Genomic DNA, 24,631 nt, shown 5'->3' on the forward strand with positions numbered 1-24,631 from the left:
ACTGGTCGGGTGACAGCTGAGGTGCAGGCACACGTGCGCGGCTCGGCCGCCCTGTTCGACCGGGCGCGGGCGGTCATCCCGGGCGGGGTCAACTCCCCGGTCCGCGCCTTCAACGCGGTCGGCGGCACGCCCCGGTTCATGGTCAACGGACTCGGCGCGTACCTGTGGGACGCCGACGACAACCGCTACGTCGACCTGGTCTCCTCATGGGGGCCGATGATCCTCGGGCACGCGCATCCGACGGTGGTCGATGCGGTGCGCGAGGCGGCGGTCAACGGGCTGTCGTTCGGCACGCCGACCGCGGGCGAGATCGACCTGGCCGAGGAGATCATCCGGCGGGTCGACCCGGTCCGGCAGGTCCGGCTGGTGAACTCGGGCACCGAGGCGACCATGAGCGCGATCCGGCTGGCCCGCGGGTTCACCGGGCGCAAGCGGATTGTGAAGTTCGCGGGCTGCTACCACGGCCACGTCGACGCGCTGCTCGCCGAGGCGGGCTCCGGCCTGGCCACCCTGGGCCTGCCGACCACGCCGGGAGTCACCGGCGCGCAGGCAGAGGACACGTTGGTGCTGCCCTACAACGACCTCGCCGCGGTGCGCGCCGCGTTCGCCGAGCACGGCCCGTCCATCGCGGCGGTGATCACCGAGGCGGCGGCCGGGAACATGGGCGCGGTCGCCCCGGTGCCCGGGTTCAACGCGGGCCTGCGCGAGATCACCCGCGAGCACGGCGCGCTGCTGATCATGGACGAGGTGATGACCGGCTTCCGCGTCTCCGCCGCGGGCTGGTACGGCCTGGACCAGGTCGATGGCGACCTCTACACGTTCGGCAAGGTCATGTCCGGCGGCCTGCCCGCGGCCGCGTTCGGCGGCCGCGCGGACGTGATGGCCGCGCTCGCTCCGGCGGGCCCGGTCTACCAGGCGGGCACGCTGTCCGGGAACCCGGTGGCCGTCGCGGCGGGCCTGGCCACGCTGCGCGCCGCCGACGAGAACGTCTACCGCGCGCTGGACGCCAACGCGAACCGGCTCGGCGCGCTGCTGACCTCCACGCTGGACAAGGCGGGCGTGCCGCACCAGGTGCAGTTCGCGGGCAACCTGGTCAGCGTGTTCTTCACCGAGGACCCGGTCGTCGACTACGCGGGCGCCAAGGCCGCGCAGACCTGGCGGTTCCCCCCGTTCTTTCACGCCATGCTCGACCACGGCGTCTACCCGCCGCCCAGCGCGTTCGAGGCGTGGTTCGTCAGCGCTGCCCTGGACGACGCGGCGTTCGAGCAGATCGCCGCCGCCCTGCCGCCCGCCGCCGAGGCCGCCGCGGCGGCGAAGGAGCCCGCGTGACCCAGACGATCGTCCACCTGCTGCGGCACGGCGAGGTGCACAACCCCACCGGGATCCTCTACGGCAGGCTGCCCGGCTTCCGCCTGTCCGACACCGGCCGCCGCCAGGCGATCACCGTGGCGGAATACCTGGGGGACAACGACATCACGCACGTGGTCGCCTCACCGCTGCAACGCGCGCAGGAGACCGCGACCCCGATCGCCGCCTCGCACCGGTTAGAACTGGCCACCGACGACCGGCTCATCGAGTCGGAGAACGTCTTCGAAGGCCAGAAGGTCTCCGTCGGCGACGGCGCGTTGCGGTCCATGCGCAACTGGCCCCACCTTCGCAACCCGTTCACCCCGTCCTGGGGCGAGCCATACCTGAAGATCGCCCACCGCATGCTCGGCGCGGTACACCGCGCCCGTGAGGCGGCAACCGGGCACGAGGCCGTGTGCGTATCGCACCAACTGCCCGTGTGGACAGTGCGGCGCTACCTGGAAGGCAAGCGCCTCTGGCACGACCCACGCCGTAGGCAGTGCTCACTGGCCTCATTGACCAGCCTCGTGTTCGAGGACGAACAACTGGTCGGAATCCGCTACGCGGAACCGGCGGGCGTCAGCGACCCGAAGACCACGGGGGCGTGATGCGCAAGCTGCTCGTGGGCGTACTGACCGGAGTGCTCGCCCTGTCCGCGTGCTCGGCCGAAAAGGACGCGGGCACCGACTCGAACTTCGTGTTCGTCTCACCCGGCGGCAAAACCGACATCACCTACGACGGCCCCGACCGCAAACCCCTGCCGGACATGTCCGGCCCGGACCTGCTCGACGACTCGAAACGACTGTCCCTCACGGACTACCGCGGCAAGGTGGTGGTGATCAACGTCTGGGGCCAGTGGTGCGGCCCCTGTCGCACCGAGGCGCCAAGGCTGCAAGAGGTCCAGAACACCTACGAGGCCAACGGCGTCCAGGTACTCGGCATCGACGTACGCGACAACGACCGCCAAGCCGCCCAGGACTTCGTACGCGACCGGAAGCTCACCTACCCGTCCGTGTACGACCCGCCCGGCCGCAGTCTCCTCGCTCTCAAGGGCGTGCCCCGCGCGGTCGTGCCCGCCACGTTCGTGATCGACAAACAGGGCCGGGTAGCCGCGGTGTTCCTGCGCGACCTGCTGGCCGAGGATCTCGCCCCGGTGTTGGACGAACTCGTCGCGGAATAACGACGCCCGAGTCTTGCCCGTCGTCTTTCTCGGGAAGATGGCCGAATACTGGATAACGGGCAATCCGTTGGTCGGCTGGTCGAGACAGGTCGGAAACGAGGTGGCGGGGCGCCCCCTTGCACCCGCCCCGCCACCGCCGCCCCCGCCCCGTGATTTCAGGGGTATTTCTGTGGCAGCCTATCCGATGTCTTCTCCCGAACCCTCCTGCGTATACCTCTGATTGCCCGGTCGACCTCGCTGATCGGTGTCCCGGTCTTCTGTGAGATTTCTCGGCGGTGGAGTCCGAGGCTCATCATGGCGAGCACCCAGATGTACGGTTCGGTGAGCGCTCCGCTGTCTTGGAGCAACCGTCTCGCGTCCACCCGGTCGTGCACGGAATCGGAGTGGTCCGCTGTGTCGCCGGGGTCGAGTACGGCCTCGAACCCGAGCCGGTATTGGGTGGCTTCGATAGTGGCGATGGTTTTGCAACGCCGCCACACCGCCGTGTCGAGCAGTGCGTCGAATCCTTCCGGGTACAGCCTCGGCATCGACATGACGGCGACGAAGACGTCGTGCACCACGTCATCGGTGTGCTCGGGCAGGCCGTAGCGCGCGACGATCCGGCGAAGCCGCGGCCTGCGGCGCACGCAGCGGGCCCACGCCTGATCGGTGGTCAGCATGGGAGTCTCGTCGTTCCCCGTTCTGTGCTGATCGGTGGATGGCGCGCGAGGGTGCCGGGAGCGCGTGCGTACTGTCGATACCCGCATCGCCTCAACCGACACCCTCGCGCAATGGGGCATCCCCTGCTGATGCCCATCGACACACGCCTCGTGTCATGTTCGATCCTGCGCGGCTCGATACGTCGACGCAATGGTTGTCCTGGGCGGGGGTGATGGACTGGTCCATTTGCGTGAATACTTTCCGCAGCCCGGATTCCGGCTGGTACGTGCATTCGTGGCCGCGATTTCGCGCAGTGCGCGAGCACGAATGTGGGTGTCGTTGATCGGCGCACTGGTAGGTTGTGGGCGGGTCAATCTCCCGATGTCGTGCATGGATCGCACCACCGCTCCGCGTCGTCGCTGTAACACAGCGCCGGGGTCTGGGGCACGGCCATAACTATTCTCCCCTCGCTCGGATGCTGCCACCTCGGTCACTCGAACGCCCTAGACTCCACCAACCGCCGCGGCCGAGATGGGCGCTATCGTGGCTGCACGGTTGCCCGCCGCCGCGGGCAACCGAGGCAAAATTCGGGAAAAGCGGCAGGCGTGGGCTATGACGGCAGGTCCGGACAGCGGTCCGCGCTGTTGACGTGGCTGTCTTCCGCTGTCGCCGAGTCCGGCGCCGAGCTCACCCCGGACCTGCTGTGCGCGTTGGCCTGCCGCAGGCTCGAGGTGGACGGCGTGCTCCTGGTGATCTCGGTCGGCAACGGCGCGGTGGCCACGCACGCGGTGGGCGCCGCGGGTCTGCGGCTCGCCGACCTGGAGCTGACCACCGGGCAGGGGCCGCTGACCACGGCCCGGGCGTCCGGCGTTCCCGTGCTGGTCGGCGACCTCACCACGCACGCCGCGGCCACTCGGTGGCCGCTGTTCAGCCAGTCGGGCACGGTATCGGACATCGCGGCGGTGTTCGCCTTCCCGATGGCGATCGGCGCGGTACGCCTCGGGACGTTCGGGGCGTACCGTGTGTCGACCGGCACACTGTCCGCGGTCGCGCTGGTCGAGGCGGCGCTGTTCGCCAGGATGGCCATGGACCTCGTGGTCGCCGAGACCGTGCCACTGACCAGACCCCAGATCCACCAAGCCACCGGGATGGTCGCCGTGCAGCTGGGGGTGGACATGTCCGCGGCCTTCGCCAGCCTGCGGGCCAGGGCGTTCGCGGAGGGGCGCGAGCTTGCCGGACTGGCCGAGGACGTCGTCGCCCGACGGGTGCGCTTCGCCTTGGACCACCCGGGTACCGACCACGACGACCGACGTGATGAGGGGAGCTGAGGTGCGGCACCAGCGACTTGTGGAGACCTTCGTCGAACTCGCGGACACGCTCGTCAACGACTTCGATGTGATCGAGTTCCTGCACATCCTGGTCGACCGGAGTGTGGAACTGCTCGCCGCGGACGCGGCAGGCCTGCTGCTCGCCACTGCCGACGGCGACCTGCACGCGGTCGCCAGTTCGAACGAGGTGGTGTACGAGCTGGAGCTGCATCAGTTGCGCCGGAACCGGGGGCCGTGCGTGCACGCGTACCTCACCGGGGAGCCGGTCGCCCGCCCCGACCTGGAATCGGTGGACCCGTCGGAGGCCGAGTTCGCCGCGGTCGCGTTGGCGGCTGGCTACCGCGCGGTGTTCGCGATCCCGATGCGCCTGCGCGCGGAGACGATCGGCGCGCTCAGCCTGTTCCGCGCGGCACCCGGCCCGCTCGACGAGTTGTCCTGGCGCACGGCCAAAGGGCTGGTGGGCGTGGCCACCATCGGCCTGCTGCAGGCGCGGTCGATCCGGGACCACCAGGTGCTCGCCGAGCAGTTGCAGTACGCGCTCAACAGCCGGATCATCATCGAGCAGGCCAAGGGGGTGCTCGCCGAGCGGCTCGGGCTCGATGTCGGCCGGGCCTTCGAGGTATTGCGCGGACACGCCCGTGCCCGGTCGATCGGCCTCAGCGACTTGGCCGAGCTGGTGGTCTCGGGTGCGTGGCGGCCGGAGCCCGACCGCTGAGCCACCGAGCCGCCTGCCCGCCGTCGACCGGACTCGGGGGCGCGCTGTGTGACCCAGACCCCCGTGCGGGCCACCCCGCAACGAGGCAGGACGGCCGGTCCCTACGCTGATCGGGTGGACCCGACGCAGCTGGCGATCTCCGGGCCGCTCGTGGTGGCGGCAGGCCTATCCTTGCTGGCCGGGTTCATCTCGTTCGCGTCTCCCTGTGTGGTGCCGCTCGTGCCCGGTTACTTGGCCTATCTCGCCGCGCTGGTCGGTGCGGAGGCGCCCGCGGTCAGTGATGGCGAGGAGCGCAAGAGGGGCCGCTACCGGGTGATGGGCGCGGTGGGCCTGTTCGTGCTCGGTTTCACGGTCGTGTTCGTGGCCGCCGTGGGCAGTCTGGTGTGGCTGGCCGATGCCCTTTCCCTCAACCAGGATCTGCTGCAGCGCGTCGGCGGCGTGTTGACCATCGCCATGGCGCTGGTGTTCATCGGGTTGATCCCTGGTCTGCAGAAGGACATCCGCATCCACAAGACCCCGCGGTTCGGCCTGGCGGGCGCGCCCGTGCTGGGCGCGATCTTCGCGTTGGGGTGGACGCCCTGTCTCGGGCCGACGTTGTCCGGCGTGATGACCATCGCGGCGTCCACCGGTGGTACCGCTGCGCGCGGGTATCTGCTCGTGGTCGTCTACTGCCTGGGCCTGGGCCTGCCGTTCCTGATCATCGCCCTCGGCGCGCGCTGGGCCGTGCGGGCGACCACCTGGCTGCGCACGCACGGCCGGGCCATCCAACTGTTCGGCGGGGCGCTGCTGCTGGTGGTGGGCATCCTGCTGGTGACCGGTCTGTGGGGTGACCTGGTGTCCTACCTGCAAAACGCCTTCGTGTCCGACTTCCGGTTGCCGATATGACGGTCAGCGATCCCGAGACCGACGACGCGGTCGGCGACGACAAGCCCGCCCAACCCCCCACGGGCCCGAGACGGCTGCTCGCGTTCGGCCGCAACACGTGGCGCGGGCTCACCTCGATGCGCACCGCGCTGATCCTGCTGTTCCTGCTCGCGCTGGCCGCGCTGCCGGGCGCGTTGCTGCCGCAGCGGTCGCTGAACCTGCCCAGGGTTCTCGACTACATCGACGCGCACGGCTGGTGGGGCACGCTGCTCGACCGGCTGCAGTTCTTCGACGTCTACGCCAGCGTCTGGTTCTCCGCGATCTACCTGCTGTTGTTCATCTCCCTGGTCGGCTGTCTGCTGCCGCGCACCGTCGAGTACGCCCGCGCGCTGCGCGCCAAGCCGGTGCTCACCCCGCGCAACCTCAGCCGCCTGCCGCATCACGCGACCACCGAGACCGACACGGCGCCCGAGGAGGTCGTGGCGGCGGCCAAGACCCGGCTCAAGGGGTGGCGGGTCGTCGAGCGCGCGGAAACCGAGGGCATCAGCCTCAGCGCCGAACGCGGTTACCTGCGCGAAGCGGGCAACCTGCTGTTCCACTTCGCCATGCTCGGGCTGATCGTGGCGCTCGCGCTGGGCAAGATGTTCAACTACGAAGGCCAGGTCATCGTCCTCGCCGACGGCTCCCAGTTCTGCAACTCCGGCACGCTCGGCTACGACTCGTTCCGGCCCGGCCTGCGCGTGGACGGCACCGACCTGGACCCGTTCTGCGTGCGGGTGAACAGCTTCGACGCCACCTACCTGCCCAATGGCCAGGCCGAGCAGTTCACCGCGAAAATCGACTACCAGGCGGCCGGCGACCTGGACAGCGGCACCTGGCGGCCCTACGACCTGCGCGTCAACGAGCCGCTGCGGATCGTCGGGGACCGCGTCTACCTGCTCGGCCGCGGGTACGCGCCGACGTTCACGGTCACCTTCCCGGACGGGCAACGGCGCACCCAGACCATCCAGTGGCGGCCGGTCGACCAGCTGACCATGCTCTCCGAGGGCGCCACCAAGTTCGACCCGCCCGGCGTCACCGACTCGGCCGAGCGGCGGCAGCGGCAGATCGCCATCACCGGCCTGTTCGCGCCGACCGCGCTGATCCAGGACAAGATCCTCAGCTCCAGCCATCCCGCGCTGCGCGACCCCGCGGTGGCCATCGACGTGATGCGCGGCGACCTGGGGCTGGAGTCCGGGCGCGGGCAGTCCATCTTCGAGATCGACCAGTCGCTGGTGGACAGCGGCAGGCTGACCCGGGTGGCCAGGGAGAACCTCAAGCCCGGCGGCGTGATCACCCTGGACGACGGCACGAAGGTCAGCTTCGACGGTGTGGTGCCGTTCGTGTCGCTGCAGGTCTCGCACGATCCCACGCAGCTGTGGGTGCTGGTGTTCGCGGTCCTGATGATCCTCGGCCTCGGCACCTCGCTGACGATCAAGCGGCGGCGGGTGTGGGTGCGTGCGACACGGGCCGACGGGGGACGTACGGTGGTGCGCGTCGGCGGTCTCGCTCGCACCGACCAGGCGGGTTACGGCGAGGAGTTCAGCAGGCTCGCAGCGCAGCTGCTCAGTCCCAGGAGGGATCCCTGATGCCGGTCAACGAGACGCTGGCCAACTACGGCGACTGGCTCTACGGCGCCGCCGCGCTCGTCTACGTCTTCGCCATGGTCTTCTACACGACCGAGCAGGCGTTCACCCGCCGGGCGAAGAAGTCCGAGCAGGCCGCCGCCAAGGTCCTCGTCGGCGCGGGCGCGCCGGTCGAACCGGCCTCGGACGCGCCCGCCATCGGGTTGATCGCCGAGGCGCCGCGGCGCAGCCGGGCCGACCGCTTCGGCCGGATGGCCGTGGCGCTGACCGTGCTGGGCGCGCTGCTGCACCTGGGTTCCATCGTGCTGCGCGGGGTCGCCACCGGGCGCGCGCCGTGGGGCAACATGTACGAGTACGGCGCCTCCGCGATGTTCGTCGCCGTGGCCACCTGGCTGGTGCTGATGCGCAAGTTCGACGTGCGCAGGCTCGGCGCGTTCGTGCTCACCCCGGTCGTCATCCTGATGTTCCTCGGCGGCACCGCCCTCTACACCGCGGCCGCCCCGGTGCAGCCCGCGCTCCAGTCGTACTGGCTGGTCATCCACGTCTCGGCGGCGATCCTGTCCAGCGGGTTGTTCCTGGTGCCCGGCGTGGTCAGCCTGCTCTACCTGGTGAAGGTCAAGCACGACGCGAACCCGGCCAAGTTCGCCAGTCTGGGCGCCCGGCTGCCCGACGCGGACTCGCTGGACCGGCTGGCCTACCGCACCACGATCTTCGCCTTCCCGATCTACACCTTCGGCATCATCTGCGGCGCGATCTGGGCTGAGGCCGCCTGGGGCCGGTTCTGGGGCTGGGACCCGAAGGAGACGGTGGCCTTCGTGGCCTGGGTCGTCTACGCCGGGTACCTGCACTCCCGGGCCACCGCGGGCTGGCGCGGCACGCGCGCGGCCGTGATCAACTCGGTGGCGTTCGGCATGGTGGTGTTCAACCTCTTCTTCATCAACCTGGTCATCGCGGGGCTCCACTCGTACGCCCGGTAGTAACGGCGCGCGGCCGACAGCGGTTGCTTGTGCACAGTGAGTTACCCCCTTTCGGTGGGGGCGGCACCGAACGACTACCGTCGCAGCTATCCGGGTCGGTGTACGCAGGAGGGGTCTCAGGGTGACTGGACGCCATGACGAGTCCGAGGCGGCGTGGCGGCCGCCCGCGGTGCCCGAGTCCTCCCACCCCGGCTCGCAAGGCGCCGCGCCGCCCGCGGATTTCGGGCCGGACCCGGAGCGAGCGGGGCTGGACGAGGAGGCGGGCACCGACTCCACGGTGCCGCCCGCGGCCCCGACCGGTGGTGAGCCGGTGAACGAGTCCGACCTCTACGCGCCCGCGCCCGCCGATCCCGCCCAGCCGACGCACGCGCAATCGACTTACGCGCAGCCGCCGACCCAGCCCGGTCCGCCCGCGCAGCAGGCAGGCCCGGCTACGCAGGCCGCGCCGCCGCCGGGACCGCCGACCCAGGCCGCGCCGCCGCCCGGACCCAGGCACCTGAACCAGAACCCGGCCCAGTCCGGTCCGGTTCCCGCGCAGGCGCCCGCGATCCCGCCGCAGCAGGGCATCCCGCAGCAGCCGGGCAACCCCGCCCAGGCCGCGCCCCGCCCTCCCGTGCCGGTCCCGCCGGGGCCGCCGCACGGTGGTCCCGGGCAGTTTGTCCCGCAGGGGCAGCATGGGCAGCAGCAGCCGTACGCGCCCGCGCCGTACGGGGCCAACCAGGCGCCGCCGCTGAACCCGTACGCCCCGAACCCCGGCATCTCCGGGCCGCACCCGGTCAACCCTGGCCAGCGCGGCATGTACGCGGACCCGCAGAACCCGTACGGCAGGCCGCCCGGCCACGGCGAGGAGCTCTCCTCGGCGCGGCTGCTCAAGCAGACCAAGCGCGCGCCCAGGTCCGGCTGGCGCAAGGCCGTGTACGTGGCCACCGGGCACCTGGTCAACGTGGGGGAGAGCCCGGCGGACATCCGCCGCCGCGAGCTGATCGCCCGGGTCAACCAGCCGCTGCGGGGCTGCTACAAGATCGCGATGCTGAGCCTCAAGGGCGGCGTGGGCAAGACCACGACCACCACCACCATCGGCTCGACGTTCTCGTCGCTGCGCGGCGACCGGGTGATCGCGGTGGACGCCAACCCCGACCGCGGCACGCTCAGCCAGAAGATCCCGCTGGAGACCACCGCCACGGTCCGGCACCTGCTGCGCGACGCGGGCCGGATCCGCCGCTACAGCGACATCCGCGCCTACACCTCGCAGGGCCCGAGCAGGCTGGAGGTGCTGGCCAGCGAGCAGGACCCGGCGGTGTCGGAGGCGTTCAGCGAGGACGACTACCGGCGCACGGTGGCGCTGCTCGAACACTTCTACAACATCGTGCTCACCGACTGCGGCACCGGTCTGATGCACTCGGCCATGAAGGGCGTCCTGGACGTGGCCGACTCGCTGGTGATCGTGTCCTCCGGCTCGGTTGACGGCGCCCGTAGCGCCTCGGCCACGCTGGACTGGTTGGACGCGCACGGCTACCGCACGCTGGTCGCCCGCTCGGTTGCGGTGATCAACTCGGTACGGCCCAAGTCCGGCTCGGTCGACCTGGACAAGCTCGCCCAGCACTTCGGCGCGCGCTGCCGCGCGGTGTGCCGGATCCCGTTCGACCCGCACCTGGAGGAAGGCGCCGAGATCGAGCTGGAGCGGCTGCAGCCGGACACCCGGCTGGCCCTGCTGGAGATGGCCGCCACGGTGGCCGACGACTTCCCCAACAGCGCGCCGCACCGCCCCAGGTAAGGCGATCCCGCCCGGGTCACCCCGGGCGGGTCACTGCTGGGGCGGCTGCTCCTCGCCGTCGCCGCGCTTGCGGTGCTCGTCCAACCGGCGCAGGAACTCCGGGTCGTCGTCGGGCGCGATTCCCGGCACGCGGCCCCGCGACAGCTCGGCGGCCTGACCGCCGAACGCCCGCCACAACAGCACGCCGACGGTGATCGCGCCCACCGCGGCGAGCACATACAACATCCAAGCCACCTCCGAACCGGACTCCGGTGTTCGAGGTTAGCCCGTCCGACGGGCGCGCGGGGGTGCGGTGCCGCGCGCGTTCACATCGACTACGCGTTGGACTCGGTAGCCTCGGTCGTGAGTTCGGCGAGCAGGGTCTTGACCTCCGACTCGCGGAACCTGCGGTGCCCGCCCGGGGTCCGGATCGATCCGATGCGGCCCGCGGTGGCCCATCGGGTCACCGTCTTCGGGTCGACCCGGAACAGGGCCGCGACCTCGCCCGGGGTCAGCAACCGCTCTCCCACGTGCGCCACGGTCATCGCCGCCTCCTTCTCGGATACATCAGCAAACCTGGAGCATCGTGGCACTTCGCCTATCGGGTACTCGAACGGTTGGGTGATAGTAAAGAGGTAGTAAGGGACAAAACGACCTGTTCGGACACGGCCCACGCACGCCGTACGCTTGCCACCCGTGGACACAGTCGATCGCCGCATCATCGCGGCGCTGCGCACCAATGGCCGGGTCACCTACGCCGACCTGGGCCGACAGGTCGGTCTCTCCGCCTCGGCCGTGCACGAGCGAGTGGGCAAGCTGGAATCCTCCGGGGTGATCACCGGCTACCACGCCCAGGTGGACCCCAGGGCGGTCGGCCTTGGCGTGACCGCCCTGGTCGGCATCCACCCGACCGACACCGCCGACGACGAGGAGGTGGCCGACGCGCTTGGCGAGCTGGCCGAGGTGGAGTCCTGCTACCGGGTCGCGGGCGACGAGGCGTTCGTGGTGAAGGTCCGGGTGGCCACCGTGGACGAGCTGGAGCGCGCGCTGGGCAGGTTGCGCCGGATCAAGGGCGTGGCCCGCACCCGCTCCACGGTGGTGCTCTCGACCCGCTTCGAGGGCAGGCCCAACACCAGCGAGGACGCCGAGGGGTAGCCTCGGCCCGTGGACGAGGACAAGCCGGGACGGGTTGCCGAGCCCGCCGCGGACCGCGTGGACGCCGCCGACGAGACCGTCGGCGAGACTACTGGTGAGACCGCTGCGGGCATCGACACGCTGGGCCGTGACCTGGCGCTTTACACCGCACTGCGGGTCGTGCTGGTGGCCGCGGTGGCGGTCGTCCTCGTGCTGTTCGACGTCCCCCTGCTGGTCGCGGTCGCGGTCGGCCTGGTCGTCGGTTTCCCGCTGGGCCTGCTGCTGTTCCGCGGCCTGAACACGCGCATCACGGCCGGGTTGTCCGTGCGGCACGCGGCCCGCAACGCCGAGCGCGACCAGCTGCGTGCCGAGCTGCGCGGGGACGCCTGAGCAGCGGTCTGCCGCTAATGTCGGTACATGACCGCGGTCGACCGGTGCAGTGACCAGACCAGGGCCTGGGTGTGCGAGGCCGTCCGCCTGATCGAGGCCGACGCGAACCGCAGCGCCGACACGCACCTGCTGCAGTTCCCGCTCCCGGTCGACCGCGGTGTGCGGCTCTATCTCAAGGATGAGTCAACCCATCCCACCGGCTCTCTCAAGCACCGCCTCGCCCGATCCCTGTTCCTGTACGCGCTGTGCAACGGCTGGATCGTTCAAGGAACCCCGGTGATCGAGGCCTCATCCGGCTCGACGGCCGTGTCGGAGGCCTATTTCGCCAGGATGCTCGGCCTGCCGTTCATCGCTGTGATGCCGCGCACAACGAGCCCGGAGAAGGTCGAGCTGATCGAGCGGCAGGGCGGTCGCTGCCATTTCGTGGACGAACCCGGTCGGATCTACGCCGAGTCGCACCGGCTGGCGGCCGAGCTGGACGGCCACTTCATGGACCAGTTCACACACGCCGAGCGGGCCACGGACTGGCGCGGGAACAACAACATCGCCGAGTCGGTGTTCGACCAGATGGCCAAGGAGCCGCACCCGGTGCCGGAGTGGGTCGTCGTCGGCGCGGGCACCGGCGGCACCAGCGCGACCATCGGCCGATATATCCGCTACCGCAAGCTCGCCACCCGGCTGGCCGTGGTCGACCCGGAGAACTCGGTCTTCTTCGACGCCTGGCGGGACGCCCAGCCCGAGTTGACCGGCGCTCGCGGCTCGCGGATCGAGGGCATCGGCAGGCCGCGGGTCGAGCCGTCGTTCCTCGGCGAGGTGATCGACCGGATGATCAAGGTGCCGGACGCGGCGTCCATCGCGGTGATCCGCCGGGTGGAGCGGCTGCTCGGCCGCCGGGTGGGCGGCTCGACCGGCACCAACCTGTGGGGTGCCTTCCAGATCGTGGCCGAGCTGGCCGCGGCGGGCGTGTCCGGCAGCGTCGTGACGCTGCTGTGCGACGGCGGCGAGCGCTACGGGCACACCTACTACGACGACGCCTGGCAGGCCGCCCAGGGCATCGACCCGGCCCCGTACGACCGCGTCCTGGACACCTTCCTGACGACCGGTGAGTGGGCGTAGGCCGGTGCCACGAATCGTCGGTGGCGGGCGGGAGCGGTGGGGCGTCAGCTCAGCCCGAGGACGGCGCCGGTCACCAGGGCCCAGGCCAGCATCGCCAGGCCGGTCTCCTTGAGCACCGGGATCAGCCCGAGGCCGGTCTGCCCGCCGCCGACCCGGCGCACCGCGGGTACCACCAAGGCCGCGGCCGCCAAGCCGAACAGCGCCCACGGCGTCACGAACGCGGCGGCCGCGCTGACCAGGAACGGCACCACGACCAGCACCTCGTAGAGCACCCGGGTGCGGGCCTGCCCCAGCCGGACGGCCAGCGTGCGCTTGCCCGCGACCCGGTCGGTCGGCTCGTCCCGAAGATTGTTGGCGACCAGGATCGCGGCCGAGAACGTGCCCATCGCGACCGCGCCCGCCACACCGAGCCAGGTGACCCGGTCCGCCTGCACGTACTGGGTGCCGAGCACGGCGACCAAGCCGAAGAACACGAACACCGCGGCCTCGCCCCAACCGGAGTAGCCGTAGGGCTTGTCGCCGCCGGTGTAGAACCAGGCACCCGCGATGCAGGCGGCACCCACCGCGATCATCCACCAGTGCCCGGACACGGCCACCAATGCGAGACCGGCCACCGCGCCGATCCCGAAGCACGCGAACGCCGCCGCCTTCACCGCCCCCGGCGCGGCCACGCCGGAGCCGACCAGCCGCAGCGGTCCGACCCGGTCCTTGTCGGTGCCGCGCACACCGTCGGAGTAGTCGTTGGCGTAGTTCACCCCGACCTGCAGGGCCAACGCCACGATCAGCGCCAGCACCGCGCGGGGCGCGGAGAACGCCCCGACCGCCCCGGCCGCCCCAGCACCGACCAGCACCGGTGCCACCGAGTTCGGCAGGGTGCGGATCCGCGCCCCCTCGATCCACTGCGCGACTGTCGCCATCGCACCATCTTCACGGATCGGCGGCGGCCGGGCGGTGAGGAACTCGTCACGTCCGGTGGCGGATCCACACATTGGGCTCGATGTACACCGCGTGGTCGTGGTCGACATCGCAGTGCACCGGCACCAGCGCGCCCGGGACGCGCACCCGGCCGGTGGCGTCGAACGGCAGGCCCGTCCAGGCGCGCCACTCGGCCAGGGTGCCCGCGATGGTCATCGAGTACGGGCAGACCGAGTCGATCACGCCGCCCGCGCGCACGTGGACCCGCAGCCACGGGTCCACCGGCAGCCCGTCGTCCCGGGTCCGGAACGCGTAGTCGGTCATCGGGACGTCCGGGTGGTCGGGCTTGCCGTTGGGGCGGACCGGGGCGACGAGCGTGTCGAAACCCAGCCGCCGGACGTTGTCGCGCATGGCGCCCAGCATCAGCGCCGACAGCCCGGCGCCGCGCCGGTCCGGGTTGATGCTGATCTCCAACGCGGACACCAGGTTCGGCGCCACGCCCTGCGCCCGGTCCACGCCCGCCTTCTGGATCACCCGGTCCCACCCGCCCGCGGGCAAGGCGTCCGCGGTCCAGTTGAACGGCACCGTGAACGCCTTGGCCACCGCCTGCTCGGGATGGTCGCGGTCGTAGGCGAACAGGACGTGCTCGGCGTGGTACTGCTCGACCACGTTGTAGTAGAGCGAGCCGGTCGTGTCGTGCAGCATGAACTCCGGCCAGGCACCGGGAGTGGTGCGCAGCCACGGTTCCAGGTCGGGTCGGTCGGCCAGGGTGACGATCGCGATGTCCACGGTGGCCGGACGCTACCGGCCCGCGGCGTAGTCCTCCAGCGAAATACCGGTCGCCGCGGCCTGCAGCGCCTCGAACGAGGGCCGTTCGCCGGGGGTGTCGGTGGCCAGCCGCTGGTTCTTGAGCACGAAGGGCCGCAACTTCCGCTCGTACTCGGCGAACGCGGTCGCGTGGTCACCGGTCCGGGACAGCTCGCCCGCCAGCACGTAGGCGCCGACCAGGGCCATGCTGGTGCCCTGGCCGGACATCGGCGAGCCGCAGTAGCCCGCGTCGCCGACGAGCGCGACGCGGCCGCGGGTCCAGCCGTCCATGATGATCTGGCTCATCGAGTCGAAGTAGAAGTCCGGCGCGGACCACATCGCCTTCAGCAGCGCCGGTGTCTCCCAGCCGACGCCCGCGAACCGGTCGGCGAGCAGCCTGCGCTGTGCGTCGGGATCGCGGTAGTCGATATCGATCGGGCCGGACTCGAAGCCCAGCATGGCGCGGGCCTCGGTGTTGTCGCGCGCGCTGTAGACGCCGACCATGTTGTTCTCGGTCTGGTGGAAGGTCTGCCAGTGGTCCAGGCCGAGGTGGTTGTCCGTGGTGAACACGGCCACGTAGACGCCAAGGTCACGACGGAACCCGGCCTCCTCGCCGAAGACGAGCGAGCGCACCCGCGAGTGCAGCCCGTCCGCGCCGACGACGATGTCGAAGGTCTCCGGCGCGCCGCGCTCGAACTCGACCCGCACCCCGTCCGGGCCGTCGGTCAGCGCGGTGATGCTGTCGTCGAAGTGGTAGTCGACGTCGTCGACGGTCGGCCGGTAGAGGATCTCGGTCAGATCGTCGCGCAGGATCTCGATGTCCGGCCCGCCGACCAGGCCGCCCGTCATCGTCTCCTCGGTGGTGCTCATCAGCTCGGCGCCCGCGGCGTCCACGAAGGACATGCCGCGCATCCGGGTGGCCGCGGCGGAGACCTGGTCGAGCACCCCCATCCGCTCGACCACCGCCAGCGCGGCGCCGCGGATATCGATGGCCTGGCCGCCCGGGCGCGGCCCCGGGGCGCGCTCGACGACGGTGACGGCGAAGCCGTGCCTGGCCAGCCAGTAGGCGAGCGTTGGTCCGGCGACGCTCGCGCCGGAGATCAGGACGGACCGCATGGTAAACCCCCTGTGTGTACGTCATACACGATATGTGTACACGGTACACATGGCTATAACAGCGGGACAATGGTAAATTTCGCGCAAAGCTGTACTAGTACAGGAGCGCCGCGTGGAACCGCCGTACCTCCAGGTCGTCGCCGACCTGCGCCGCCGCATCGAGGCGGGTGAGTTCGCCCCGGGCGACCGGGTCCCGTCCACCCGCCAGCTCACCCGTGACTGGGGCGTCGCCCTGGCCACGGCGTCGAAAGCCCTGCGGGTGCTCATCGAGGACGGCACCCTCCGCGCGGTCCCCCGCGTCGGCACGGTCGTCGCGGCGGCCCCGCCCACCCGTCCGACCCGCCGTGAGCCGGAACTGAGCCGCGACCGCGTGGTGCGGGCCGCCATCGCCATCGCGGACACCGACGGCCTCGCCGCGCTGTCCATGCGCAGCGTCGCCGCCCGCCTCGGCGTGGCGACCATGGCGCCTTACCGGCACGTGGACGGCAAGGACGAGCTGATCCTGCTGATGATCGACGAGGCGTTCGGGCAGACCGCGTACCCGGACTCCCCGCCGTCCTCGTGGCGGGCGGGCCTGGAGATGGCCGCCCACGCCCAGTGGCGCGCCTACCGCGAACATCCCTGGGTGGCGCACGCGGTCTCCCTGACCCGCCCCCAGGTCCTGCCGAAGGCGATGGCGCACACCGAGTGGATGGTGGCGGCGCTCGCCCCGCTCGGCCTGCCCGCGGTCGAGATCTTCCACATCTACCTGACGGTCTTCAACTACGTGCGTGGCACGGCCGTGAACCTGGAATGGGAACGCGAGGCCGAGAGCACCACGGGCATGACCAACCAGCAGTGGATCGACAGCCACAACGACGACCTGGCCGCCGTCCTCGCCAGCGGTCGGTACCCGGCGTTGGCCGCGACGCTCACCCCCGACGCGGACATCGACCTCGTCCTGGACGACCTGTTCGAGTTCGGCCTACTCCGCCTCCTCGACGGCCTCGAACTCCACCTCGGCCACCGTGACCCGGTCGCCGCCGAAGTCGACCCGGTAGATCGCGGGCATCGGCATTGACCGGCTGAGCTCCCAATCCACCCCGACCACTCCGAACCCGACCAACGCCCGCGCCACGAACGTCCCGTGACTGCCCACCACGACCCGCTCGAATTCCCCGGCCAACCGCGTCAACACCGCGACCGCGCGCTCGGTGAGCCGCGCCAGACTCTCCCCGCCGGGCCGCGCGAACCCGGGCTCGGCCCAACTCTCCGCGTAGTACCGCGCGTAGTCGGGCTTCGGCGCCAACCCGGAATCCCACTCTCGCAACTCGTGATCCGTCCGCACCGCCAACCCGAACGCGTCGGCCAACGGCTGAACCGTCTGCACCGCCCGCAGATAGGGACTGGAGAACACGGCATCGGGCCGCGGCAACCCCAAAAGTCGTTGAGCCTGCGCCGATCCGCGCGCACTCAATGGCCGATGATACTCATCCGGCCCGCCCACGCGCGGAATCTCGGCCTCCGCGTGCCGAACCAACAACACCCACCCCACGAAATCCCACCTTCCTCGCACGACTGTCCACAATGGTCAATCGGTGGCGTTCGACCGCGGAAGCGTCCACGTGCGGAGACGGGTCAGCGGTCGATCGGTGCGGCGAGCAGGGCGGTGACGGCGGTGCGGTCGATCTTGCCGGGCCCGCGCAGCGGGAGCTCCGGAACGAGCCGGATCGGGCGCGGCACGGCGTGCGGCCCGAGCTCGACGCGCACCACCGAGGCCAGTTCGGCCGGGTCGGTGCCCGGGGCGGCGACCACCGCCGCGGTCACCCGGTGCCCCCACTCCGCGTCCGGCACACCCACCACGCACGCCTCGGACACGGCCGGGTGTGCGACGAGGACGCGTTCGACCGCACCGGGCGACACCTTCTCGCCGCCGGTGTTGATGATGTCGTCGGCCCGGCCCAGCACCTCCAGCCGTCCGTGCACCAGCGAGCCCAGGTCGGCGGTGTGGAACCAGCCGCCGCCGAACGCGGCCGCGGTCTCCGCCGGGGCGAGCCGGTAGCCGTGCGCGAGCGTCGGCCCGCCGAGGTCGATCAGGCCCTGGCCGGTGAGCCGCACCTGGACACCATCGAGCGGCACGCCGTCGTACACGCACCCGCCTGCCGTCTCGGTCATGCCGTAGGTGGTCACCACGGCCACCCCCGCGTCGCGGGCGCGCGCCAGCGTCGCGGGTGCGGTGGCCGCGCCGCCCACGAGCACGGCGTCGAACGAGCGCAGGGCGGACAGCGCGGCGCCGCCCTCGGCCAACAGCCTGGTCAGTTGTGTGGGCACCAACGCGGTGTAGCGCGGGCCGGACATGCCCAGCACGTCCGCCGCCGCGGCCACGAACCGGTCGCCGGTGAACCCGCCGCCGGGCAGCACACCCGGCGGCGTGCCCGCCAGCACGGACCGCACGATGACCTGCACCCCCGCGATGTGGTGCGCGGGCATGGCCAGCAGCCAGCCGCCCGGCCCGCCGAGCCGCCGGTGCGTCGCCTCGGCCGAGGCGATCAGCGCCCCCGCCGACAGCAGCACGCCCTTGGGCGCGCCGGTCGACCCCGAGGTGCGCAGCACCACCGCCGTGCCCGGCTCCGCGGGCAGGTCCGGCCGCATGTCGTCGACCCGCTCCGCGGGCCCGACCGGCAGCACGGCCGCCGCGTCGTCGAGCAGCGCGGCACGCAGGGTGTCCGTGAGGTCGCGGATCGAATCCGGTCCGCCATCGACCATGAGTGTGCGCACACGGTCATCCTCGCAGCCCCGGTCGACGCCTACCCTGCGGGCGATAACGCACCGCGTCTGGGGAGGTCAACCGATGTCCACCGTGGACCCAGCGAGAGCGGCCCGCCGCCTCGCGCCCGGTCACCGGGCCGAGACGGCCAGCACTTCCGCACCCGTCGTCGCACACGGTGTCGGGCGCGGTTCCGGAGTCGGGATCGGCCACCCGGAGACGGCGACGCGGGCATCGGCCGTCCGTGGCGAGCCGTTGCCGCCGTGGGGCGATCACGGCAACACCGGCTCGCGGTCCTGGCGGACCGACGACCGCGTCACTGTCCCGGGGTGGTCGACCCGTGGCTGACCGGAACACACCCGACCCGGCGCGAGCCGACGTCCCCGAGCACACACCGGACGGCCCGGACCCCGTCGAGCGGCGTTGGCGCCGTCCGCTCGACGAGTCCCTGCGGGACGCGTACCTGCGCAGGCTGGGCTGGACGGCCCCGCCCCCGCCCACGGCGGAGACGCTGGTCGCCCTGCACCGGGCCCACGTGGAACGGGTCCCGTACGAGGTCGTCTGGATCGCACTCGGTGAGTCGCGCACCGTGGAGCCGCTGGAGTCCGTGCGGCACGTGGTCGCGGGTCGGGGCGGCTACTGCTACCACCTCAACGGCGCGTTCGCGTGCCTGCTGGACTGGCTCGGGTTCGACGTGCACTGGCGGGTCGGCGGCGTGCAGCTACTGCGCGAGTCGGAACCGTTCCGGGCGAGGGCAAACCACCTGGCCCTTGAGGTGCACGGCCTGCCATCGGCCGCGTCCCCCGAGGGCCGCTGGTTTGTGGACACCGGTCTCGGCGACGCACTGCACGAACCGCTCCCGCTGGTGCCGGGCGGCGTCGAGCAACCCCCTTCGAGGTTCGCTCTCCGCCGCTCCGCCGTCGTCCCGGGCGGCTGGCGCTTGGACCACGACCCGCGTGGCTACTTCGTTGGCATGGACTTCACCTCCTCGGAGGCAACGGTCCCAGATTTCGCCGCCATGCATGAGAAGTTGTCCACAGCCCCCGATTCGGGGTTCGTGCGGGTCGTCTCGGTGTGCAGGCGGGACGGTCGGAGCGTGAGCACGCTGCGCGGTCTGCGCTACACCGAGCTGCGCGCCGAGTCGACCACGCAGACCGCGATCACCACCAAGGCCCAGTACTTCGCCGTGCTCGCCGACGTCTTCGGGCTTCCGCTGTCCGATGTGGATGATCAACGCCGGGCAGCGCTGTGGGCGCACCTGCTGGCCGCCCACGAGCGCTACCTGGCCGAGCGAGCCGACCGGGTGGACTCGACGGTGGGAGGTACTCAGTAGTAGTAAGGGAAGCCGGACCAATCCGGGTCCCGCTTCTCCAGGAACGCGTCCCGCCCCTCCACGGCCTCGTCGGTCATATAGGCCAACCGGGTGGTCTCACCCGCGAACACCTGCTGGCCGACCAACCCGTCGTCGATGGCGTTGAACGCGAACTTGAGCATCCGCCGCGCCGTCGGCGACTTGCCGTTGATCTCGCGTGCCCACTCCAGCGCGGTCTCTTCCAGCTCCGCGTGCGGCACGGCCTGGTTCACCGCGCCCATCCGCACCATGTCGTCGGCGCTGTAGGCCCGGCCGAGGAAGAAGATCTCCCTGGCGAACTTCTGGCCGACCTGCCGCGCCAGGTAGGCCGAGCCGAAGCCGCCGTCGAAGCTGCCGACGTCCGCGTCGGTCTGCTTGAACCGCGCGTGTTCCCGGCTGGCCAGGGTCAGGTCGCAGGTCACGTGCAGGCTGTGCCCGCCGCCCGCGGCCCAGCCCGGCACCACCGCGATCACCACCTTCGGCATGAACCGGATCAGCCGCTGGCACTCCAGGATGTGCAGCCTGCCCGCGCGCGCGGGGTCCACCGTCGCCGCGGTCTCCCCGGACGCGTACTGGTAACCCGTGCGGCCGCGGATGCGCTGGTCGCCGCCGGAGCAGAAGGCCCAGCCGCCGTCCCGCGGCGAGGGGCCGTTGCCGGTCAACAGCACGCAGCCCACGTCGGCGCTCATCCGCGCGTGGTCCAGCGCCCGGTAGAGCTCGTCGACCGTGTGCGGCCGGAACGCGTTGCGCACCTCGGGCCGGTCGAAGGCGATGCGCACGGTCGCGCCATCCACGCCTGCCCTGTCGCCCACGGCGCGGTGGTAGGTGATGTCGGTGAAGTCGAACCCGTCCACGGTTCGCCAGCGGGCCGGGTCGAACAGCTCGGAAACCTCTCGTTCAGGCACGGATGCCGAGCATGCCGGCGAACCTGTGGACAGTCGTTCGCGGGGTTGCCCGCCCACATGTCAAGCTGGGGGCGTGCACGACCTGGACTCGGCCCTGGAGGTCATTCGCGCGCGGGACGACACCGCGGCGAAGCACGCGCACGCGCTCTGGCACGTCATGCGCTCCACCGCGGCGCACCCCACCAAGGTGACCCGCTACGACGTGCAGCAGATGGTCTGGAGCACGCTGCCCCAGGCGCACCACAGCCCCGGCGGTCAGGGCGCGTTCGCCGACCTGCACCAGACCTGCGAGTCGTTCGCCGAGCTGCTCGACCTGCTCGGCCACGCCGAGTACGCGGCGGTGTGCCGGGGGCGCACCACGCACGCGATCCTGGACGCCGCCGCCGATGAGGAGCGCTACCGCGACCTGGTCGCCGCCGCCTGGCGCGCCTCCGGCGTGTGGCCGCCCGACACACCGCTGATGACCTGGGCCGACCAGGGCGGTCCGATCGAGACCGCGCTGCACGCGGCCGCGGGCAGGCTGCTGGAGGAGGCCCTGGAGGCGGGCACGCTGCCCGCCGACGGCGGTGAGGCGCTCCGCGTCGGGCTGGTGATGCGGCTGCTGACCAGCCCGGAGAACGAGGGCGACGAGACCTGGTTCGTGCGGCTGCTCGACGAGCGGCTGGACGAGTGGACCACGGCGGGCGGCAGCCAGACCCGCCGCGAGCTGATGGTGCGGCTGCGCCCGGACATCCGCCGCGCGCCGGACAGTGACGGCGCCCAGCTGCCCGCGTTGACCTACCTGCTCGGGCAGTGCCGGGGCGCGGGGGCGCGGCTGACCGGCAGCGGCTACCTGCCCACCACGCTGGTCGGCGAGCTGGTCGAGCTGATGCCCACGTGCGCGGAGATGGGCGGCGCCGGGCGCAGCGAGTCGCAGTGGCCGCCGGTGAAGCTGCTGCGCGACCTGGCCGGAGACTTCGGCCTCACCGTGCGCGACGGCGCCCGGCTGCGGCTGACCGACCAGGGCAACGCGCTGGTCGACGACGCCGACTCGCTGCTGATGACGGTGGGCGAGCGGGTGGTCTCGCTGGACCAGGCCGCGCTCGGCGTGGTGCAGGAGGTGGTGCTGGCCGCGTTGCTGCTGGAGGAGCGGATGGCGCCGCACCGGGTCTTCGAGAAGGTCGCGCACGTGCTGGAGGAGGAGGGCCACCCGGAGTTCGAGGACGATCTGGGGCCGAACCGGGCCGCCGACGCGGGCGCCTGGTTCTTACGCAGGCTCCGGGTGCTGGACGCGGTCGACGCCGACTGGACCGCGCGTCGCGTCGGGCTCACCCCGGCAGGCCGCGCGATCGCCAGGTGGAGCCTGCGGGCGCGGGTGCTGTTCCGCCACCGGCCGGGTGACCTGGTGTCCCTGTGACCGTCCGGGGAACGCTCCCACGTGGTCGCTCGGTGAGCGGACAGTCGTGCCCGGCAAGGGGATTCCCGCTCGCGCCCGATCCCGTCGTGGTATTCCTCGATGTGTGGGGGTCCGAACCGGACTTCCTGACCGCGGGTGGCGATCCGGCCGATCCTCGCCTGCTCGCCGCCGGGCGGTCGCCCGGACGGCGGGCGAGTGGGAACGGTCGAGAGTGGGGTTCGAACGCCGAGGGGAGAGGGGCGCCGTGAATCCGTCCACCGCGATGGCCGGTGTCGTGGTCGACGAGCTGGTGCGCAACGACGTCCGCCAGGTCGTGCTGTGCCCAGGCTCGCGCAACGCGCCACTGTCGTTCGCGCTGTACGAGGCGGTGACCGCCGGGCGGCTCACCCTGCACGTGCGCGTCGACGAGCGGTCCGCCGGGTTCTTCGCGCTCGGCCTGGCCCGGATGTCCGGCCGTCCGGTCGCGGTCGCCTGCACCTCCGGTACGGCGGTCGCCAACCTGCACCCGGCGGTGCTGGAGGCGCACCACTCCGGGGTGGGGCTGCTGCTGATCACCGCGGACCGCCCGCCGGAGCTGCACGGCACGGGCGCCAACCAGACCATCGACCAGCGCGGCATCTTCGGCAGCGCGGCGATCCCGGTCGACTTCCCGGTGGCCGAACGGCGCGCCGGGCTCAACCCGGTGTGGCGCGGCCTGGTCTGCCGGGGCGTGGCGCGCGCGGAGACGGGCCGTCCCGTGCAGCTCAACATCCCGTTCCGCGAGCCGCTGGTGCCGACGTTCGGCGATGAGTGGCCGGACACGCTGGACGGCAGGCCGGACGGTCTGCGCTGGACGACGTCCTCGGCGGCGCGGTCGGTGCCGGGCAACCGCGTCGACTTCCCGCTGCCCGCGCGCACGCTGATGGTTGTCGGCAGCGGCGACCCGGCGCGTGCCAGTTCGGCCGCCGGTGTGGCCGCCAAGGCGGGTTGGCCGGTGATCGCCGAACCGGTCGGTGCCGCGGCCGCTATCGCCGGTGGCGCGCGCGTCCTGCGCAGTGGGCCGTTGTTGCTGGGCAGCGGTGCCTTGCCTGCATACCTGCGTCCGGACGCGGTGGTGGTGGTCGGTAGACCCACCCTGTCGCGCGGGGTGCGTGGGCTGATGGACCGGGTGCCAGTGTACGGCATCGGCGACCATCCACAGTGGACCGACCCGCAGTATGTCGCCACCCACGTGCGCGGCTGGCTCGACCAGGACGACCTGGTCCACGTCACCGGCCATGACCAGGCCTGGCTCGCCGCCTGGCAGGACGCCGAGGACACCGCCGCGGCGGCGGTCACCGGCTTCCTTGCGGCCGAGACCTGGCCGACCGGCCTGCACGTGGCGCATGACCTGGTCGCCGCGCTGCCCCCGGCCGCCACCCTGTTTCTCGGCTCCTCCAACCCGGTCCGCGACGTCGACCTCATCGCCGCCCCCCGCGCCGACGTCGCCATCCACGCCAACCGCGGCGTCGCGGGCATCGACGGCAACCTCTCCACCGCCGCGGGCCTCGCCCTCGCGGGCGGCGCCCCCACCTACGCCCTGGTCGGCGATCTGACCTTCCTGCACGACGCGAACGGCCTGCTGATCGGCCCCGGCGAACCCCGGCCCGACCTCGCCGTCGTGGTCCTCAACGACAACGGCGGTGGCATCTTCTCCCTGCTGGAACAGGGCGCGGCGGAGCACCGGGCAAGCTTCGAACGCGTCTTCGGGACCCCGCACGGGGTCGACATCGCCGCTCTGTGCGCGGCTCATCACGTACCGCACACCCTGGCGAGCACTCCCGCCGAGTTCCGCGCCGCACTCGCCCCGACCGCCGGGCTGCGCGTCATCGAGGTCCGCGCCGACCGCGAACCACTCCGCGACCTGCACGCCCGCCTACGCGCCACCGTGAACGACGCGATTTCCTGACGCCATTACCCCGCCGAAACAAACGCTGTCAAACGGCTGTCCACACCTCCAGGGATTCCCCCGAATTCAATTCTACCGTGTCGGGGTGACAGTGCGGGGTGGCGAGTTCGGTGCCTGTGGATAACTTGGGATCTTGGTGGCGGGCGCGGAGGCCTTGTTCGATCGGCTTCTGGCGCCAAAGGTTTGAGGCGGCCCGCGCTAGCTCGTCGAGGTGGCCGTTGTCAACTCGCTATCCACAGCCGCCTGGGATCCCCCGATTTTCATTCTAGTGCCGCATCAAGCAATGTTGGGTAGGTAATCAGGTCTGCGGATCTTGGAGTTGACCGCGAAGTGTTGTTTGGGTGTGGCGTGTTTGTTGGTCCAGCGGATGTAGCGGGCGATCGCGGTCTCTTGGGCGGTG

At 71.4% G+C, this 24,631-nt stretch carries 25 protein-coding genes; 16 read left to right on the top strand and 9 right to left on the bottom strand.

Translation table 11 applies throughout. The features are described from left to right. Window positions 1–9: 9 nt before the first annotated feature. The 3 genes from hemL to C503_RS0124355 are packed head-to-tail and all read left to right on the top strand — an operon-like array spanning window position 10 to window position 2,527. Window positions 10–1,329 carry a glutamate-1-semialdehyde 2,1-aminomutase gene (gene hemL / locus C503_RS0124345; RefSeq protein ID WP_245572577.1) on the top strand — a complete coding sequence of 440 codons (1,320 nt, stop codon included), beginning with the start codon at window positions 10–12 and terminating at the stop codon, window positions 1,327–1,329. Next, window positions 1,326–1,955: a histidine phosphatase family protein gene (locus tag C503_RS0124350; RefSeq protein WP_018684847.1), complete on the top strand. Its 630-nt coding sequence runs from the start codon at window positions 1,326–1,328 to the stop codon at window positions 1,953–1,955. Before hemL ends, C503_RS0124350 begins: the two co-directional genes overlap by 4 nt. Next, window positions 1,955–2,527, top strand: a complete 573-nt coding sequence (locus tag C503_RS0124355) for a TlpA family protein disulfide reductase (RefSeq protein WP_018684848.1) — start codon at window positions 1,955–1,957, stop codon at window positions 2,525–2,527. Before C503_RS0124350 ends, C503_RS0124355 begins: the two co-directional genes overlap by 1 nt. A gap of 155 nt (window positions 2,528–2,682) precedes the next feature. Here the strand turns inward: C503_RS0124355 and C503_RS0124360 are convergent, their stop codons facing one another. Next, entirely contained in the window at window positions 2,683–3,186 is a 504-nt protein-coding gene (locus C503_RS0124360) for a sigma-70 RNA polymerase sigma factor region 4 domain-containing protein (RefSeq protein WP_018684849.1), read from the bottom strand. 585 nt (window positions 3,187–3,771) lie between these two features. Here C503_RS0124360 and C503_RS40625 point away from each other — a divergent pair. From C503_RS40625 to C503_RS44860, 6 genes are all read left to right on the top strand, one after another. Beyond that, window positions 3,772–4,494, top strand: coding sequence for an ANTAR domain-containing protein (locus C503_RS40625; protein WP_018684850.1), 723 nt, complete (start codon window positions 3,772–3,774; stop codon window positions 4,492–4,494). Between the two features lies 1 nt (window position 4,495). After that, window positions 4,496–5,209, top strand: coding sequence for a GAF and ANTAR domain-containing protein (locus tag C503_RS0124370; RefSeq protein WP_026316656.1), 714 nt, complete (start codon window positions 4,496–4,498; stop codon window positions 5,207–5,209). A gap of 114 nt (window positions 5,210–5,323) precedes the next feature. Then, on the top strand, window positions 5,324–6,094 hold the full coding sequence (locus tag C503_RS0124375) for a cytochrome c biogenesis CcdA family protein (RefSeq protein WP_018684852.1): 771 nt from the start codon (window positions 5,324–5,326) through the stop codon (window positions 6,092–6,094). Beyond that, window positions 6,091–7,701 carry a cytochrome c biogenesis protein ResB gene (gene resB, locus C503_RS0124380; protein ID WP_018684853.1) on the top strand — a complete coding sequence of 537 codons (1,611 nt, stop codon included), beginning with the start codon at window positions 6,091–6,093 and terminating at the stop codon, window positions 7,699–7,701. The genes C503_RS0124375 and resB overlap by 4 nt, the downstream gene beginning before the upstream one ends. Next, window positions 7,701–8,675: a c-type cytochrome biogenesis protein CcsB gene (ccsB, locus tag C503_RS0124385; protein ID WP_018684854.1), complete on the top strand. Its 975-nt coding sequence runs from the start codon at window positions 7,701–7,703 to the stop codon at window positions 8,673–8,675. Before resB ends, ccsB begins: the two co-directional genes overlap by 1 nt. A gap of 121 nt (window positions 8,676–8,796) precedes the next feature. Beyond that, the gene (locus tag C503_RS44860; protein ID WP_018684855.1) at window positions 8,797–10,449 is read left to right on the top strand and encodes a MinD/ParA family ATP-binding protein; all 1,653 of its coding nucleotides are present in this window, start codon (window positions 8,797–8,799) and stop codon (window positions 10,447–10,449) included. 30 nt (window positions 10,450–10,479) lie between these two features. On the opposite strand, the gene C503_RS0124395 is transcribed toward C503_RS44860, so the two are convergent. Both C503_RS0124395 and C503_RS0124400 read right to left on the bottom strand, forming a co-directional pair. Further along, window positions 10,480–10,674, bottom strand: a complete 195-nt coding sequence (locus tag C503_RS0124395; protein WP_018684856.1) for a hypothetical protein — start codon at window positions 10,672–10,674, stop codon at window positions 10,480–10,482. Between the two features lie 89 nt (window positions 10,675–10,763). Beyond that, window positions 10,764–10,973: a BldC family transcriptional regulator gene (locus C503_RS0124400; protein ID WP_018684857.1), complete on the bottom strand. Its 210-nt coding sequence runs from the start codon at window positions 10,971–10,973 to the stop codon at window positions 10,764–10,766. Between the two features lie 151 nt (window positions 10,974–11,124). Here C503_RS0124400 and C503_RS0124405 point away from each other — a divergent pair, with 151 nt between their 5' ends. From C503_RS0124405 to cds1, 3 genes are read left to right on the top strand one after another with little or no spacing between them, the layout of a single operon-like run. Beyond that, on the top strand, window positions 11,125–11,583 hold the full coding sequence (locus C503_RS0124405; RefSeq protein ID WP_018684858.1) for an Lrp/AsnC family transcriptional regulator: 459 nt from the start codon (window positions 11,125–11,127) through the stop codon (window positions 11,581–11,583). A gap of 9 nt (window positions 11,584–11,592) precedes the next feature. Continuing rightward, the gene (locus tag C503_RS0124410) at window positions 11,593–11,952 is read left to right on the top strand and encodes a DUF4229 domain-containing protein (RefSeq protein ID WP_018684859.1); all 360 of its coding nucleotides are present in this window, start codon (window positions 11,593–11,595) and stop codon (window positions 11,950–11,952) included. Between the two features lie 27 nt (window positions 11,953–11,979). Next, complete coding sequence (gene cds1, locus C503_RS0124415; protein ID WP_018684860.1) at window positions 11,980–13,068, top strand: L-cysteine desulfhydrase Cds1; 1,089 nt, start codon at window positions 11,980–11,982, stop codon at window positions 13,066–13,068. 44 nt (window positions 13,069–13,112) lie between these two features. Here the strand turns inward: cds1 and C503_RS0124420 are convergent, their stop codons facing one another. Genes C503_RS0124420 through C503_RS0124430 form a run of 3 tightly spaced genes read right to left on the bottom strand, consistent with a single transcriptional unit; the run spans window position 13,113 to window position 15,906 of the window. Beyond that, on the bottom strand, window positions 13,113–13,985 hold the full coding sequence (locus C503_RS0124420; protein ID WP_026316658.1) for a 1,4-dihydroxy-2-naphthoate polyprenyltransferase: 873 nt from the start codon (window positions 13,983–13,985) through the stop codon (window positions 13,113–13,115). Between the two features lie 46 nt (window positions 13,986–14,031). After that, complete coding sequence (locus C503_RS0124425) at window positions 14,032–14,772, bottom strand: hypothetical protein (RefSeq protein ID WP_018684862.1); 741 nt, start codon at window positions 14,770–14,772, stop codon at window positions 14,032–14,034. Window positions 14,773–14,784: 12 nt separating this feature from the next. After that, window positions 14,785–15,906, bottom strand: coding sequence for an FAD-dependent monooxygenase (locus C503_RS0124430; RefSeq protein WP_018684863.1), 1,122 nt, complete (start codon window positions 15,904–15,906; stop codon window positions 14,785–14,787). 112 nt (window positions 15,907–16,018) lie between these two features. Between C503_RS0124430 and C503_RS40630 the strand changes: the two genes are divergently transcribed. Next, window positions 16,019–16,966: a TetR/AcrR family transcriptional regulator C-terminal domain-containing protein gene (locus tag C503_RS40630; protein WP_018684864.1), complete on the top strand. Its 948-nt coding sequence runs from the start codon at window positions 16,019–16,021 to the stop codon at window positions 16,964–16,966. Here the strand turns inward: C503_RS40630 and C503_RS44865 are convergent. Further along, the gene (locus tag C503_RS44865; protein WP_342663403.1) at window positions 16,871–17,461 is read right to left on the bottom strand and encodes a histidine phosphatase family protein; all 591 of its coding nucleotides are present in this window, start codon (window positions 17,459–17,461) and stop codon (window positions 16,871–16,873) included. The two genes, C503_RS40630 and C503_RS44865, sit on opposite strands and share 96 nt — an antisense overlap. Window positions 17,462–17,523: 62 nt before the next feature. Beyond that, the gene (gene menE / locus C503_RS0124440; protein WP_018684865.1) at window positions 17,524–18,663 is read right to left on the bottom strand and encodes an o-succinylbenzoate--CoA ligase; all 1,140 of its coding nucleotides are present in this window, start codon (window positions 18,661–18,663) and stop codon (window positions 17,524–17,526) included. A 329-nt stretch (window positions 18,664–18,992) separates the two neighbouring features. On the opposite strand from menE, the gene C503_RS40635 reads away from it, so the two are divergent. Further along, complete coding sequence (locus tag C503_RS40635; protein WP_018684867.1) at window positions 18,993–19,985, top strand: arylamine N-acetyltransferase family protein; 993 nt, start codon at window positions 18,993–18,995, stop codon at window positions 19,983–19,985. Here the strand turns inward: C503_RS40635 and C503_RS0124455 are convergent. Beyond that, window positions 19,979–20,908 carry a 1,4-dihydroxy-2-naphthoyl-CoA synthase gene (locus tag C503_RS0124455; protein WP_018684868.1) on the bottom strand — a complete coding sequence of 310 codons (930 nt, stop codon included), beginning with the start codon at window positions 20,906–20,908 and terminating at the stop codon, window positions 19,979–19,981. The genes C503_RS40635 and C503_RS0124455 overlap by 7 nt on opposite strands. 73 nt (window positions 20,909–20,981) lie before the next feature. Here C503_RS0124455 and C503_RS0124460 point away from each other — a divergent pair, with 73 nt between their 5' ends. Further along, window positions 20,982–22,304 carry a hypothetical protein gene (locus tag C503_RS0124460; protein WP_018684869.1) on the top strand — a complete coding sequence of 441 codons (1,323 nt, stop codon included), beginning with the start codon at window positions 20,982–20,984 and terminating at the stop codon, window positions 22,302–22,304. Between the two features lie 244 nt (window positions 22,305–22,548). Further along, complete coding sequence (gene menD / locus C503_RS0124465) at window positions 22,549–24,231, top strand: 2-succinyl-5-enolpyruvyl-6-hydroxy-3-cyclohexene-1-carboxylic-acid synthase (protein WP_018684870.1); 1,683 nt, start codon at window positions 22,549–22,551, stop codon at window positions 24,229–24,231. The last annotated feature ends 400 nt before the right edge of the window (window positions 24,232–24,631 follow it).

This window comes from Actinokineospora enzanensis DSM 44649, from assembly GCF_000374445.1.
Lineage (GTDB): Bacteria > Actinomycetota > Actinomycetes > Mycobacteriales > Pseudonocardiaceae > Actinokineospora > Actinokineospora enzanensis.

What these genes read in the sequence shown, in the direction of transcription:
- C503_RS0124355 (WP_018684848.1), top strand. Translation starts at nt 1,955, where the DNA reads ATGCGCAAGCTGCTCGTGGGCGTACTGACCGGAGTGCTCGCCCTGTCC.
- C503_RS0124360 (WP_018684849.1), bottom strand. Translation starts at nt 3,186, where the DNA reads ATGCTGACCACCGATCAGGCGTGGGCCCGCTGCGTGCGCCGCAGGCCG.
- resB (WP_018684853.1), top strand. Translation starts at nt 6,091, where the DNA reads ATGACGGTCAGCGATCCCGAGACCGACGACGCGGTCGGCGACGACAAG.
- ccsB (WP_018684854.1), top strand. Translation starts at nt 7,701, where the DNA reads ATGCCGGTCAACGAGACGCTGGCCAACTACGGCGACTGGCTCTACGGC.
- C503_RS0124395 (WP_018684856.1), bottom strand. Translation starts at nt 10,674, where the DNA reads ATGTTGTATGTGCTCGCCGCGGTGGGCGCGATCACCGTCGGCGTGCTG.
- C503_RS0124400 (WP_018684857.1), bottom strand. Translation starts at nt 10,973, where the DNA reads ATGACCGTGGCGCACGTGGGAGAGCGGTTGCTGACCCCGGGCGAGGTC.
- cds1 (WP_018684860.1), top strand. Translation starts at nt 11,980, where the DNA reads ATGACCGCGGTCGACCGGTGCAGTGACCAGACCAGGGCCTGGGTGTGC.
- C503_RS0124420 (WP_026316658.1), bottom strand. Translation starts at nt 13,985, where the DNA reads ATGGCGACAGTCGCGCAGTGGATCGAGGGGGCGCGGATCCGCACCCTG.
- C503_RS0124430 (WP_018684863.1), bottom strand. Translation starts at nt 15,906, where the DNA reads ATGCGGTCCGTCCTGATCTCCGGCGCGAGCGTCGCCGGACCAACGCTC.